14 protein-coding genes and 1 pseudogene are annotated in these 13,268 nt (G+C 66.6%); 8 read left to right on the top strand and 7 right to left on the bottom strand.

Annotation, left to right across the window (positions count from 1 at the left end; translation table 11 throughout):
• Positions 1-18 precede the first annotated feature (18 nt).
• The 6 genes from ACTIAO_RS01670 to ACTIAO_RS01695 are packed head-to-tail and all read right to left on the bottom strand — an operon-like array spanning position 19 to position 6,361.
• A complete protein-coding gene (locus ACTIAO_RS01670; RefSeq protein WP_441904595.1) occupies positions 19-1,137 on the bottom strand; it encodes an LLM class flavin-dependent oxidoreductase in 1,119 nt (372 codons plus the stop codon).
• Positions 1,138-1,154: 17 nt separating this feature from the next.
• Positions 1,155-1,973 carry an ABC transporter ATP-binding protein gene (locus ACTIAO_RS01675; protein WP_441904596.1) on the bottom strand — a complete coding sequence of 273 codons (819 nt, stop codon included), beginning with the start codon at positions 1,971-1,973 and terminating at the stop codon, positions 1,155-1,157.
• A complete protein-coding gene (locus ACTIAO_RS01680) occupies positions 1,970-2,956 on the bottom strand; it encodes an ATP-binding cassette domain-containing protein (RefSeq protein WP_441904597.1) in 987 nt (328 codons plus the stop codon). Before ACTIAO_RS01680 ends, ACTIAO_RS01675 begins: the two co-directional genes overlap by 4 nt.
• Positions 2,949-3,812, bottom strand: coding sequence for an ABC transporter permease (locus ACTIAO_RS01685; protein ID WP_441904598.1), 864 nt, complete (start codon positions 3,810-3,812; stop codon positions 2,949-2,951). The genes ACTIAO_RS01680 and ACTIAO_RS01685 overlap by 8 nt, the downstream gene beginning before the upstream one ends.
• Positions 3,809-4,837: an ABC transporter permease gene (locus tag ACTIAO_RS01690; protein ID WP_441904599.1), complete on the bottom strand. Its 1,029-nt coding sequence runs from the start codon at positions 4,835-4,837 to the stop codon at positions 3,809-3,811. Before ACTIAO_RS01690 ends, ACTIAO_RS01685 begins: the two co-directional genes overlap by 4 nt.
• Before the next feature lie 3 nt (positions 4,838-4,840).
• Entirely contained in the window at positions 4,841-6,361 is a 1,521-nt protein-coding gene (locus tag ACTIAO_RS01695; RefSeq protein WP_441904600.1) for an ABC transporter substrate-binding protein, read from the bottom strand.
• A 121-nt stretch (positions 6,362-6,482) separates the two neighbouring features.
• Here ACTIAO_RS01695 and ACTIAO_RS01700 point away from each other — a divergent pair, with 121 nt between their 5' ends.
• The 8 genes and pseudogenes from ACTIAO_RS01700 (at position 6,483) to ACTIAO_RS01735 (ending at position 12,900) form a co-directional block, all read left to right on the top strand.
• Positions 6,483-7,163, top strand: a complete 681-nt coding sequence (locus tag ACTIAO_RS01700; RefSeq protein ID WP_441904601.1) for an alpha/beta hydrolase — start codon at positions 6,483-6,485, stop codon at positions 7,161-7,163.
• Positions 7,160-7,982: pseudogene (locus tag ACTIAO_RS01705) on the top strand (aminotransferase class I/II-fold pyridoxal phosphate-dependent enzyme); the annotation flags it as partial. The gene ACTIAO_RS01700 and the pseudogene ACTIAO_RS01705, both read left to right, overlap by 4 nt.
• Positions 7,983-8,096: 114 nt before the next feature.
• A complete protein-coding gene (locus ACTIAO_RS01710) occupies positions 8,097-8,270 on the top strand; it encodes a PLP-dependent transferase (protein ID WP_441904634.1) in 174 nt (57 codons plus the stop codon).
• A 10-nt stretch (positions 8,271-8,280) separates the two neighbouring features.
• A complete protein-coding gene (locus ACTIAO_RS01715; RefSeq protein ID WP_441904602.1) occupies positions 8,281-9,339 on the top strand; it encodes an LLM class flavin-dependent oxidoreductase in 1,059 nt (352 codons plus the stop codon).
• Positions 9,340-9,362: 23 nt separating this feature from the next.
• Positions 9,363-10,358 (top strand): Gfo/Idh/MocA family protein, encoded by a 996-nt coding sequence (locus ACTIAO_RS01720; protein WP_441904603.1) that lies wholly within the window; start codon positions 9,363-9,365, stop codon positions 10,356-10,358.
• On the top strand, positions 10,351-11,325 hold the full coding sequence (locus ACTIAO_RS01725; protein ID WP_441904604.1) for an NYN domain-containing protein: 975 nt from the start codon (positions 10,351-10,353) through the stop codon (positions 11,323-11,325). Before ACTIAO_RS01720 ends, ACTIAO_RS01725 begins: the two co-directional genes overlap by 8 nt.
• Positions 11,294-11,947: a DUF4166 domain-containing protein gene (locus ACTIAO_RS01730; protein WP_441904605.1), complete on the top strand. Its 654-nt coding sequence runs from the start codon at positions 11,294-11,296 to the stop codon at positions 11,945-11,947. The genes ACTIAO_RS01725 and ACTIAO_RS01730 overlap by 32 nt, the downstream gene beginning before the upstream one ends.
• A complete protein-coding gene (locus ACTIAO_RS01735; protein ID WP_441904606.1) occupies positions 11,944-12,900 on the top strand; it encodes an epimerase in 957 nt (318 codons plus the stop codon). The genes ACTIAO_RS01730 and ACTIAO_RS01735 overlap by 4 nt, the downstream gene beginning before the upstream one ends.
• Here ACTIAO_RS01735 and ACTIAO_RS01740 read toward each other — a convergent pair.
• Positions 12,897-13,268, bottom strand: coding sequence for a PLDc N-terminal domain-containing protein (locus tag ACTIAO_RS01740; RefSeq protein ID WP_441904607.1), 372 nt, complete (start codon positions 13,266-13,268; stop codon positions 12,897-12,899). The two genes, ACTIAO_RS01735 and ACTIAO_RS01740, sit on opposite strands and share 4 nt — an antisense overlap.

Here is a 13,268-nt window from a genome sequence, read left to right on the forward strand (position 1 = left end):
GAGCTTCTCCGCGACGCGTCAGGCGACGCGCACGTCGCGCTCATCATCGCGACGTCGCGCCCCCTCTCGCAGCAACGGCACCAGCTCCTTACCCCAGTCGCGTACGTCACCGAGCGGATCGAAGCCCCGGATGAGGAACCGCGTCACTCCGAGGTCGTAGTACTTCAGCAGCGCCTCGGCGACCTGCTCAGGAGTGCCAACAGGAGCAGTGGAATTGCCCGAGGGCCCGGTGAGTCGGGTGATGCCGAGCCAGAGTCGCTCGTCGTGCACATCACCGCGCTTCGCATGTTCTTGCAGACGGTCGGCGGACACGGCGGTGCGCTCCGCATGCAGCGGTCTTGCGAACGCCAGGGTGTTGCCGGTCTCCTGCGACTTGAGAAGCTCTTCGGTGCGTGCGTAGATCGCGTCAGCCTTCGCCCACGCTGCCTCTTCGGTGTCGGCGATGATCGGACGCGTCGACAGACTGAACTCGATCGTGCGTCCCTCCTTTGCCGCGGCGGCTCGGATGGTGCGGATGTGCTCCGCGACGTCTGCGAGCGGTTCGCCGAACAGCATGTACACGTCAGCGCGCTTCGCACCCACTTCGACCGCTCCGCCGGAGAGACCGCCGAAGAAGATCGGGATACCCGCATCCGTGGCGGGCTTGACACCCGAATACGCGCCCTCGAATCGATAGAACTCCCCGTCGTGATCGAAGGGCTCCGTAGAGGTGAGGGTCTTGCGCAGCACCTCGATGAACTCACCCGTGCGCCGGTATCGATCGCCCTTCTCGCTGAAGTCACCGTCCCGGCGCTGATCAGCTTCGCTGCCGCCGGTGATGTGGTGAATCGCGACGCGCCCTCCACCGCTGAGGTGGTCAAGGGTCGCCAGCTTTCGGCCGACGATCGTCGGCGGGACGAAGCCCGGACGGTGCGCAATGAGCACCTTCAGGTGCTCGGTGGCCTCGAGAGCGGCGGACGCGACGGCGAAGCCGTCCGGCGAACTCGCACTGTATCCGATCAGGACCCGGTCGAATCCGGCATCCTCGTGAGCCTTCGAGAACTCCCGCACGTACACGGGGTCGACCGGGGGCCCGGAGATGGCTCTGGATTCGGATCCTGCGGTCGTGGCAATCATTCCGAGAAGTTCGATGGGCATAGCGGCAGCTCCAATGGTCAGGCGCGGTTGGCGGATCGTGTGTGAATGAGAGGTACGGAATCGATGAGGCGACGCGTGTATGGATGCTCCGGCTGGGCGACCACGCGTCTGGTTGGTCCGTCTTCGACGATGTGGCCCTGATTGAGCACGATGAGTCGATCGCTCATGGCAGCGAGCGAACCGACGTCGTGCGAGATCACGAGCATGGCCAAGCTGCTCCCGCGCTGATCGCGCAGCGCGATGAGAGCGCGCACCACACGGTCACGACTGGCTGCGTCCAGCGCGCTGACCGGCTCATCGAGCACGAGCAGACGAGGCTCGACCACGAGCGCCCTCGCAATCGCGGCTCGCTGGCGCTGCCCGCCCGATAATCCCGACGGGAGCCGCCGGATCAGTTCGTCGTCGAGGTCAACCGTCTGCAGGGCCGTATCCAGTCGCCGGCCGGCATCCGCGGTCGGGACACGAGCAATCCGCATTCCCTCACGGATCGAATCGCCCACTGTTACACCGGGATCGAGAGAACGCAGGGGGTCCTGGAAAACGTACTGCGCAGCGCCGGAGCGTCGCCAGTCCCTCAGCGCACGTCCGTGCAATCGAGTGACGTCTCGTCCTGCCACGCGCACGTGACCGGCTGACGGCGCCACCGCTCGCAGCACCGTTCGAGCAAGCGTGGTCTTCCCTGAACCCGACTCGCCGACCACCCCGACCACCTCGCCGGAACGCACTGTCAGCGAAATCTGATCGAGCACACGCACCTGCCCGTAGTCGACCGAAACCCCGTCGAATTCGAGTGCCGGTCCCTGATACCCGGACTCCGGAGTCCGTTCAGTGGTCATGCGAGGAACCTCTCGAGTCCATAAGCGGAGTGCGCGGAAAGCAGTTCACGCGTGTACGGGTGCCCCGGAGCGCGCAGCACACGTGATGTCGCTCCGGCCTCGACGACTCTGCCGTCGCGGAATACCTGAACCCGCTCGCACACCTGCGCGACGACAGCGAGGTCATGCGATACGAGGATCAGCGCGAGATCGCGCTCGACCCGGAGTCGGCCGAGCAGCTCGAGCAGTTCGGCCTGCACGGTGACATCGAGCGCGGTCGTCGCCTCATCGGCGATGAGGGCAGCGGGGTCTGCGGCGAGCGCCATCGCGATGAGGACGCGCTGCAGCATCCCTCCGGAGAGCTGTGCGACGCGTTGGCGCAGCACGAGGTCGACGCGTCGAATCCCGAGTTCGTCGAGAAGCTCACGCGCGCGCTCCTTCGCGATTCGTCGCGGCAGGGCGGCCGTGACGCGCAGAGTCTCCTCGAGCTGCGCACCGACCGGGATGGCCGGGTGCAGGTACGACGCGGGGTCCTGGAACACGGCGGCGACCTCGGTCCCGCGCACTGACCGCCATTGCTTCTCTCCCGCGTGGGTGAGGTCGTGTTCGTTGATATGCACGCTGCCGCCGGTGATGGCGAGCCCGGGGGGAAGTATGCCGAGCAGCGCACGGCAGGTGAGGGTCTTACCGCTGCCGGACTCGCCGACGATGCCGACGGCTTCGCCTGGGCGCACCACCACAGAGACTCCGTGCACGAGTTCCGTGCCGTCGTTCGCCGTGATCACGAGCTGCTCGGCGGCAGCGACGGCTGGCCGTGCCAGTGATCCCTCGTCGAATGACGGCGCGAGCGCGGCCTGGACCTCCGCCGCGGTGCCCCGATCTGCTGAGCGTGTCCCGATTTGCTGACCCTTCGCCGGAATCCGTCCGCTGATCGGGACCGAGTCCGCTGATCGGGACAGGTCGGATGCAGAAGCGGATGCAACCGAAGTCTGCACATCAGACATGAGCTTTCTCCTTCCGTGGTGCGCGTGCGACAACGGCATCCGCACCGAGCGCATCGTGCGCCGCATCGGCGATCAGGTTCAAAGCACCGACGGTGATGATGATCGCGAGCGCCGGCCCCACGGGTCCGAACGGACGCTGGCTGAGATATCCGAGGTCGCTGGCGAGCATGCCACCCCACGTCGGCGCGGGCGGTTGCACCCCGATCCCCAAGAACGTAAGGGACGCCACGGCGAGCAGCGCACCGCCGAGTGCGGACACGGATGCGACGACGAGGTTCGGTGCCACCTGCCGCCACACATGCCGTCGCAGCACCCACCCGGCGGATGCACCGAGGAACAATGCCGCCTCGACATACTGCGAGTCGCGCACACGGAGCGTCGCCGCTCTGGCGATGCGGAAGAACCCCGGGGCGATGAGGATGCCGATCGCCAGAGTCGCCTGGACCAGTCCGTTGCCCAACAGGGCTGCGAACACGATCGCGAACAGGATGAATGGCAGAGACAACAGAGCGTCGACGACGCGAAGCGACAGCCACTCGCCGATCCTCGGAGCGAACGCGCTGAGCGCACCCGGAACCGCGCCGATGACCAGCCCGATCAGGGCCGCCGCCAATGCGCTCAGCAACGATGCCGGCGCGCCGGCCAGCAGCCGACTGAGAACATCGCGACCGAGGTAGTCAGTGCCGAGAAGATGCGCGAACGTTGCGTCCTGCAGCGCATTCGCGGTGTCCTGCGCCAGAGGATCGTACGGAGCCAGGGCGGGGCCGGCGACGGCGATGACGACCACACCGGCTATGACGAGCAGAGCCGCACGCGCGGTCCAGCCCGCAGCCCACAGGCGTGCGATGACATTCATGCGGCGCTCCGTCCGGTGCCGCCCGTTCGGGCGATGATGAGATTGATGACGATTCCGGTGATCACGACCATCAGGATCGTGACCAGCAGCACTCCTTGGACGACCGGGATGTCACCCTGGAGCGCCGCGCGGTTCGCGAGCTGGCCGAGTCCCGGCATCCCGAAGATCACCTCGGTGATCACAGCTCCACCGATCAATCGCGGCGCGTGCACGCCCAGGGCCGAGAGGGCTGGACCCGAGGCGATCGGCAACGCGTGACGGAAGACGATCCGGGCAGGAGCGAGGCCATGCACCCGCGCTCCGATGATGTAGTTCTCACCGAGCACACCGACCAAGGACGTGCGCAGCTGACGGGCGATGTCGGCTCCTGCGTCGAGACTGAGTGCGATCGATGGAAGTACGAGGCATAGGATCCACCCCCCGAAGCTCTTCTCCGGCGGCACATATCCGGCGACCGGGAAGATCGGGATCGCGTAGGCGAAAAGCAGGATGAGCCCGATCGCCGCGACGAAGGCGGGGATAGTCGCCGAAACCGTGCTCAGCAGTGTCACGAGGCGATCAATGATGCCACCGCGGCTGACTGCGGCAAGGACTCCACCGGTGAAGCCGAAGAGCAGGGCGAGCAGAATGGCCCCCGATGCGATCGACAGGCTCACGGGGAACGCCTGCGCGACGCTGTCGGAGACGGGGATGCTCGTGAACCAGCTCGTACCGAGGTCGCCGGTGACGGCGTGCGAGATCCAGTCCACGTACCGCACCAGAAGCGGCCGGTCCAAGCCGAACACATGGTTGAGTCGGTCGACATCCGCTTGCGTTGCGACCTCTCCCAGCGCGACCGCCGCCGGGTTCGACCCGCTGGCCGTCCCCAGCGCGAAGGTGGCGAAGGTGGCCAGGACGAAGACCGTGACCGCGGTGCCGAGGGTCGCAAGCGCCGTGCGCACCATCGCCGGGAGGCCGCGCGGATGCACAGCCGTTCCGGGTGTGGAAGGCGCCGTCAGCGCTTCAGCAGTCACGGTCGTCGTCATGGCTCAGCCCTCGACCTTCACGTCTTCCCAGCGCTGCACATCGAGCCAGTGCTGGATGCCGGTGATGCGGTCCTCGTGGATGAGGATGCGCGGCCAGCTGAACAGGAATGTGTTCGGCTGCAGCCGGACTCCGACCTCGACGGCATCCTGCAGCCGCTGCGCGTACTCCGGGTCGTCAGTCGGTGTCGCCCTCGCGGTATCAATGGCTGCAGTGAGCTCGTCCGGCGTCTGACGTCCGAGATTCATCAGTCCTTCCGGTCCGTAGAGCACCTCGAGCGCCTGAAGCGGCGACTGACGACCTGAGTAGCTGTCGAGGACGAAGGGGAATGTGCGCTGCACGTAATTCTGCGAGAGAGATCCCACAGCCTGCACGTTGAGCGTCACATCGATTCCGGCTTCCGCCCATTGCGCCTGCAGCAGCTCCGCGAGCGCCGTGTCGTCTTCGCCGAGAGTCAGCGTGATGTCTACCCCGTCCGGGTAGCCTGCCTCGGCAAGCAGAGCCTTTGCAGCTGCCACGTCGTACACGTACAGGTCGTCGAGGTCTTCGTTGTGCGCCACATAGCCGTCCGGGAACGGCTGCCAGTTCGGGGTGCCATGGCCGAAATAGGTGGAATCGACGAGGGCCTGACGGTCGGTGGCATGGCTGATCGCTTGCAGTACGCGCTGGTCATCGAACGGTGCAACGGTGCCGTTCACGTCGAGAGCGCGCACGGTCAGTGCCTTGATCTCCTCGACCTCGAGCCCTGCACTGTCCGCAGCCTGGGCCTGAGATGCAGGGACGATGGAGACATCCCACTGGCCCGAGCTGATCCCGGCGACGGCGGTCGCGTCATCGGCGACCGGCACGACCGAAAGGTCGTCGATGAAGATGTGATCGGCATTCCAGTATTCGTCGTTCTTCTCCAGCGTCGCGTGCGCATTGGGCACGTACTCCGTCAGTGCGAAGGGTCCGGCGCCCTCCGGCTGCGTAGCGAGGGACGCCACGTCGTCGAACGCCGCGGGATTCACGATGAAACCGGTTTTCCCGGCGAACAGATAGGGCACTTGATAGTCGGCCTGATCCAGGTGCACGGTCACGGTGTGCTCATCGACCGCGTCCACGCCGGTGACGATGCGCAGTTGTCCGGCGAGTGTGGAGTTCTCCTGATCGCGCCCGCGTTCAAGATTGAGCTTCACGGACTCCGCGGTGACGGGCGTGCCGTCGCTGAACACGGCATCCGCTCGCAGATGGAACGTGATCGCGGCGCCGTCTTCGCTGTATTCCCATGTCTCGGCGAGCCCCGGAACCGGCTCTCCCTCGGTGTTCAGCTGTGTCAGCCCGTCGTAGACGAGCGCGAGGGCGTGGGTGTCCCAGCCGGCGGTCGAGGTGACGGGATCCCAGCTCGTCGGCAGCTGCCAGCCCCAGGTGAGCGAGGTCTCCCCAGCATCCGCACCGCCCGATGCCTGCGCCGTCGAGCAGGCGGACAGGGCGAGGGATGCGACGGCGAGCACAGCGAGGGATTCGAGTCGGTGTCGTGAAGTCATGGATGTGAAAGTACGGCTGTCTCCGAGAGCGGTGCCAGGGTCTGCGATGCAGGAAGACACACACTGCAACAGTTCGACACATCACGCTCGCCACGCCGGACGAGCATCAAGGATGGACCGCATGAGCACAGATCACTCCCCCGCCGCCGTCTGGCCCGCCGCCCGAACACGCGGCACCCTCGCTGTCGTCACCGGTCGCGGCGAGCTGGCACCCGTGTACGAGCGGTTCGGCCGACGGCTGAGCGCTGACGGGTACACCGTCGCCGTCTTCGAATCGGATGCCGAAACCGCAGCATCCTGGCTCGAGAACGCCGACGCGCCCCGCGTGCTGGTCGGCTCGGACACCGGCGCCGCATCGGCTCTGCGCGTGCTCTCGCAGGGAGCCGCGGTGGATGCGGCGATCCTTGCCGGAACTCCGGTCGATGTCGACGCCCCGCAGCCGGCTGACGCCGAGCGCACGGCGTGCCCGCTCCACCTCGGAGTGCTCGGTTCGACACAGGCCCGCACGGTCGACATCGCGACAGAGCCGGTGCCGGATGCCGCTGATCTCGCAGCGATCGCCGTTCCTGTTCTCGCATTCCACGGCTCGGCAGATCCGGTCTCGCCCATCGACGAAGTATCCGCTCTGCTGGACGCCGTGCCCGACCTCGACCTGAACGAGACGGTCGACGGCCTGCACGATGCACTCAACGACGCATCGCATCGCAGCGTCGCCGCCACGATCGTGCTGTGGCTCGAGCGGTTGCGCGGCGAAGACGTGCACGAGTCGGTCGTGCGCGTGCGTCAGGAAATCCGCGCATGACCGCGTTCTCGACCCAGCAGGTGCACAGCGGCTATGTCGCGAATGTTCCGCAGAACAGCGCAGTGCCGCCGATCCACCAGACCGCGGCATACGAATTCGCGTCCCTGGCCGATGCCGCAGACATCTTCGCGCTGCGTCAGCTCGGCAACCTCTACAGCCGCAGCTCCAGCCCCACCCAGCTGATCCTCGAGCAGCGGGTCGCCGCCCTCGAGGGCGGCACATCGGCCGTCGCCGTCGCATCCGGGCAGGCGGCCGTCGCCGTCACCCTGCTCGCCCTCGCGGGGCGCGGTGGGCACATCGTCGCCGCCAACCAGCTCTACGGCGGCACGGTCGACCTGTTCCAGGACACCTTCGCCGACTTCGGCATCACGGTGACGTTCGTCGATCAGGACGACGCGGATGCCTGGCGCACGGCCATCCGGCCCTCCACACGCGCTCTGTTCGCCGAATCGATCGCGAACCCGATCGCCCAGGTGCTCGATTTCGAAACCGTCGCCGACATCGCGCACACGGCGCGGGTGCCGCTCGTGATCGACAACACGGTCGGGACGCCGTATCTCGTGCGCCCCGGAGAGCACGGCGCCGACTTCGTCGTGCACTCGGCGACGAAGTTCCTCGCCGGCCACGGCACCTCGCTCGGCGGCGTGGTCGTCGACCAGGGAACGTTCGATTTCGGCGCAGAGCCTGACCGCTGGCCGCAGTTCACCCAGCCGTATCCGCGGATCGGCGACCTCGTGCTGTGGGAGCGATTCGGCATCGGCCAGGCATTCGCCGTTCTCGTCAAGACGAAATACGTCCACGATCTCGGCCCCTCCCTCTCTCCGTTCAACGCCTGGCAGATCCTGCAGGGCATCGAGACGCTCGATCTGCGGGTCTCCCGCCAGAGCGCGACGGCTCTGGCGATCGCAGAGCATCTTCCGCCTCGTCGCGAACATCGGCGATGCGCGCAGCCTTGTGGCGCATCCGGCATCCATGACCCATTCGCATCTGAACGCCGCGCAGCGCACCGCCGCGGGCATTTCGCTGAACACGATCCGTCTCAGCGCCGGGCTCGAAGATCCCGCCGATCTCATCGCCGACCTCGATCGCGCACTCGCGCGCATCTGACAGGAGCATCATGACCATCAATCTCGGATACTGGACGCCCGTCTATGGCGGGTTCCTCCGCAACGTCACCGATGAAGGACGGATGGCGGCCACCTGGGAGTACATCCGCGAGGTGTCCGTAAAAGCCGACCGATTGGGCTTTCACACCACGCTCGTTCCCGAGCTGTACCTGAACGATCGCAAGGGCACCGATGCACCGAGCCTGGAGGCGTGGTCGCTGTCGGCTGCGATCCTCGCTGTGACCGATCAGCTGCGCGTGATGACAGCAGTCCGCCCGGGATTTCACCTTCCCGCCGTGCTCGCCAAGACGGTGAGCACCCTCGATAGCGTCGCCCCCGGCCGCATCGCGCTCAATGTCGTGGCGGCCTGGTGGGCCGAGGAAGCACGACAGTTCGGTGGCAACTTCCCCACCCACGACGCCCGCTACGCGCAGGCCAAGGAATTCGTCGACGTGTTGAACGGACTGTGGTCACAGACCCCCTTCAGTTTCGCCGGTGACCACTACGAGTTCGAAGGAACGATCGTCGAGCCGAAGCCCTCCGTGCACCCGGTCGTCTTCGCCGGCGGCGAGAGCGAGGCCGGTCGCGAGGCCATCGCAGATTTCGCCGATGCCTACGTCATGCACGGCGGCACCCTTGACGAGGTCCGCGGCAATGTCGCAGACATGAATGCACGCTCCGAGCGGCTGCACGGCCGCCCGATCTCCGAGTTCGGGATGCCGGCGTACGTCATCGTCCGTGACACCGAAGCGGAGGCGCAGCGCGAGCTCGATCGGATCACGACGGTGAACGAGGATTCTCCCGGATACGCGTCCTTCGAGGAGTTCCGGCGCAATTCGCACCTCTCCCTCGAGGTCAGCCGACGCGAGTACTCGGTCGGCACGCGCGGGCTGCGCCCGAATCTCGTCGGCACCGCCGAACAGGTCGCCGAGCGGATCAACGAATATGCGGATGCCGGGATCACGCTCCTGCTGATCCAGGCCTCGCCGCTCGATGAGGAACTGGAACGAATCGCCGAGCAGGTCTTCCCGCTCGTGCCGCAGGAGGCCCTCACGTCCGCTCTGGCCTGACCCAACTGCTCTACGCTGAGAGAATGACTGGTCTTCGCTGGGGAATCCTTGCCACGGGTGGGATCGCCCACTCCTTCGCCTCCGACCTGCGCACCGCAGGTCTCGATCTCGTCGCTGTCGGGTCGCGTTCGCAGGCTTCTGCCGACGCATTCGCGGCAGAATTCAGCATCCCGCGCGCACATGCGTCGTACGAGGCGCTCGTCGCCGACCCCGACGTCGACATCATCTACGTCTCCACGCCGCACCCGATGCATCATGCCGGTGCGAAGCTCGCCCTCGAGAACGGCAAGCACGTGCTCGTCGAGAAGGCATTCACTCTCAATCAGTCCGAGGCTGAGGACCTGCAACGGATCGCGAGCGAGCGCGGGTTGCTGGCGATGGAGGCCATGTGGACCCGTTATCTGCCGCACATGGTGCGCATCCGCGAGATCATCGCAGCGGGCGCGCTCGGCGAGATCCGTGCCGTGTCCGCAGACCACACCCAGCTGCTCCCCTCCGACCCGACGCACCGATTGAACGCCCTTGAACTCGGCGGCGGTGCGCTGCTGGACCTTGGCATCTATCCGGTCTCCTTCATCTGGGACATCCTGGGTGCGCCGGAGACGATTCAGGCAACCGCCCGGCTGGGCGAGACCGGGGCTGACGCCGAGGTCGCGACGATCATGACCCACGCCGGCGGCGCTCTCTCGACGAGCCTGTCGTCGTCGCGAGCTGCAGGCCCCAACGTCGCGGCGATCATCGGCACCGATGCCCGGATCGAGATCGATCGAGTCTGGTACGTGCCGACATCCTTCCGCGTCGTCGCACCCGATGGCAGCATCCGCGAAGAGTACGTCAGCGAGGTCGATGGCCGCGGCATGCAGTATCAGGCGCTGGCCGCGGAACGCCTCGTACGCGCGGGGCTCCTCGAGGGGGACATCCTCCCGCTCGCCGAGAGCGTCGCGATCATGGGGACGCTGGATGAGATCCGGGCGCAGATCGGCGTCCGCTACCCGAGTGAGGAGCGCGCCGATGGCTGAGACCGCAGATACCCGCGTCGCCGTCTATCTGGACTTCGACAACATCGTCATCTCTTGGTACGACCGCGTGCACGGTCGCAACGCCTATGGCAAGGACCGTCAGCGCATCGCCGACAACCCGAATGACCCCGGTGTCGTCGAGCGTCTGAAGGACGCGATGATCGAGGTCGGCGCGATCATCGACTACGCGGCCTCGTTCGGCACTCTCGTGCTCACGCGCGCATACGCGGACTGGTCCTCGCCGGTGAACGCCGAGTACCGTTCACAGCTCGTCGCGCGCGCCGTCGACCTGGTGCAGCTGTTCCCGGCTGCCGCATACGCGAAGAACGGTGCAGACATCCGACTCGCCGTGGATGCTGTGGAAGACATGTTCCGCCTTCCCGATCTCACCCACGTCGTGATCGTCGCCGGTGACAGCGACTATGTTCCGCTCGCTCAGCGCTGCAAGCGCCTCGGCCGCTATGTGATCGGCGTCGGCGTCGCAGGTTCCACGGCGAAGTCGCTCGCGGCGGCCTGCGACGAGTTCGAGGCATACGACTCGCTGCCCGGTGTGGCACGTCCCGCCCCGAAGAAGTCGACGCCTGCGGCTGCCCCGGCTGAGACGGCGCAGGCAGAGGCGACACCGGCAGCGGATACCGATACCGACGCTCCGGCGAAGGCGAAAGCCGCCCCGAAAACGCGCGCCAAGAAGGCGGCGAAGGTCGTCGAGCCCGAGACGTCGACGACCGAGCAGGAGGAGGCGACCATGCTGCTGGAGCGTGCACTCCGCCTCGGACACGACAAGGCGGGCGCCGACGAGTGGCTGCACAGCTCGGCCGTGAAGACGCACATGCGCCGCATGGACCCGTCCTTCAGCGAGAAGGCGCTCGGCCACCGGTCATTCTCCGACTTCCTCAAGTCCCGGGATGAGATCGCCGAGCTCGAGGAGACCGGGCATGAGCGGCTGGTCAGGCTTCGCGAGCAGTGAAGTGCGGCACTTCCTAGGCTCACCGTACGCACAGGTGCTCGGCGATCGGATCGCCGACCTCCACCCGCGACTGCGCGCGTACTTCTCAGCCCTCCCGGATGGTCATATCGGCATCGGCGAGGGTACGTTCAGTAGGGTCGGCACGCCGCGACGCTGGCTGTGGCCGCTGCTTCGCCCGCTGCACGAGCGCGGAGTGATCTACGCCGGCTGGCAGCTCGCCGTGCCGTTCCGGGTCACGAACCGCCAGGTCGCCGGACGCGCGGTGAGCGAACGCGGGTTGCTGCTGCCGGGCGCCCCCTGGACGATGCGCGATGCGGTTTCGGTCACACCCCACGACCGCCTGGTCGACGAGCTGGGAGAACCGGGCGTCGTCGCGGCGAGCTTCGACGTCGAGGTGCGTGATGGCATGCTCTCGATGAGAAGTCACGCGGTCGGGATTCGTTGGGGGCGCCTGCGCCTGCGTATCCCGGGGCTACTCTCCCCCGTCGTCCGACTGACCGAGCGCTTCGACGACGAGGTCGAGCGCCAACGCGTCTCCGTCACGATCGATGTGCCGCTGCTCGGCCGCATCTACGAGTACGCCGGAGACTTCAGCTACTGCATCGAGAAGGAGCAGTCATGACCGGCAGGGTCGTCATCGGAGGCTCGTCCGGGTTCATGGGCAAGCATCTGCAGGAGAAGTATCGCGGAGAAGGACGAGAGGTCGTCACGATCTCGCGTTCGAGCGCCGACCTCGCCTGGGCGGATCAGACTGGCATCGACCAGGCCGTCGACGGGGCTGAGCTGGTCATCGGCTTGGCCGGAAAGAGCGTGAACTGTCGCTACACCACTGAGAACCGCGCCGAGATCTTCCGCTCGCGTCTGGAGACCACGGCATCCCTCAGTCATGCGATCGCCGCAGCGCAGAACCCGCCGGCCCTCTGGGTCAACTCATCGACCGCGACGATCTACCGGCACGCCGAAGACCGCCCGATGACCGAATCCGGCGGCGAGATCGGTACCGGCTTCTCGGTCGAGGTGGCCAAGGCGTGGGAGAAGGCACTGTTCCAGGACGACCTCCCGCACACGCGCAGGGTCGCACTGCGCAGTGCGATCGTTCTCGGTCACGGTGGCGTCCTCGGACCGCTCAAGAACCTCGCACGGATCGGCCTCGGTGGCGCACAGCACGACGGGCCGTGGCCGGTGAGTCGCGCGCGGAAGGCTGCAGGCACCGCGCACTACCCCGGTGCGAAGCGGGGCGCACAGCGGTTCAGCTGGGTGCACCTGGACGATATCGCGCGCATCGTCGACTTCGTCGAGCAGCATCCAGAGGTCGACGGTCCGGTCAACGCATCCTCCCCGCATCCCGTCGACAATACGACGTTCATGGCATGTGTCCGACGCGTGCTGGGCGCCGGCTTCGGCCCGCCAATGCCCCGATGGATGCTGGAACTCGGTGCCATCGGCATCCGCACCGAGACCGAGCTGATCCTGAAGAGTCGTTGGGTACTGCCGGAGAAGCTCACCAACGCCGGGTTCGAGTTCCACTATCTGACGCTCGAGCCGGCACTGCGGGAGTCGTTCGACCGCGCCTAACCGGCCGCGTCGTCATCCTTGCGCTTGGCGATCTCCTCGCGCAGACGCCACTCCTCGATCTCACGGTCAAGGTCGGCGATCTGCTGCTCAGTCGTGCGTGCTTCCATCGGTGCGGACCGCTGCGGGACGACCGTAGCCGTCGACGTGGAGCGCGCTTGGCGGCGCGGCATCCGGGGCAGAGAAACGCCGCCCTCGCCATACTCTCGCCCGAGGGCGAACCAGAGCAGGCTGCCGATCAGCGGCAGCAGGATGACGATAATGATCCACACCATCTTCGGCATGCGCTTGACCTGGGAATCGGCGCGCATGATGACGTCGATCAGCGCGGCGATCGTCAGCGCGAAGATGAAGATGGAGAGCAACGGCAT

The organism is Microbacterium sp. (genome assembly GCF_052099035.1).
GTDB lineage: Bacteria > Actinomycetota > Actinomycetes > Actinomycetales > Microbacteriaceae > Microbacterium.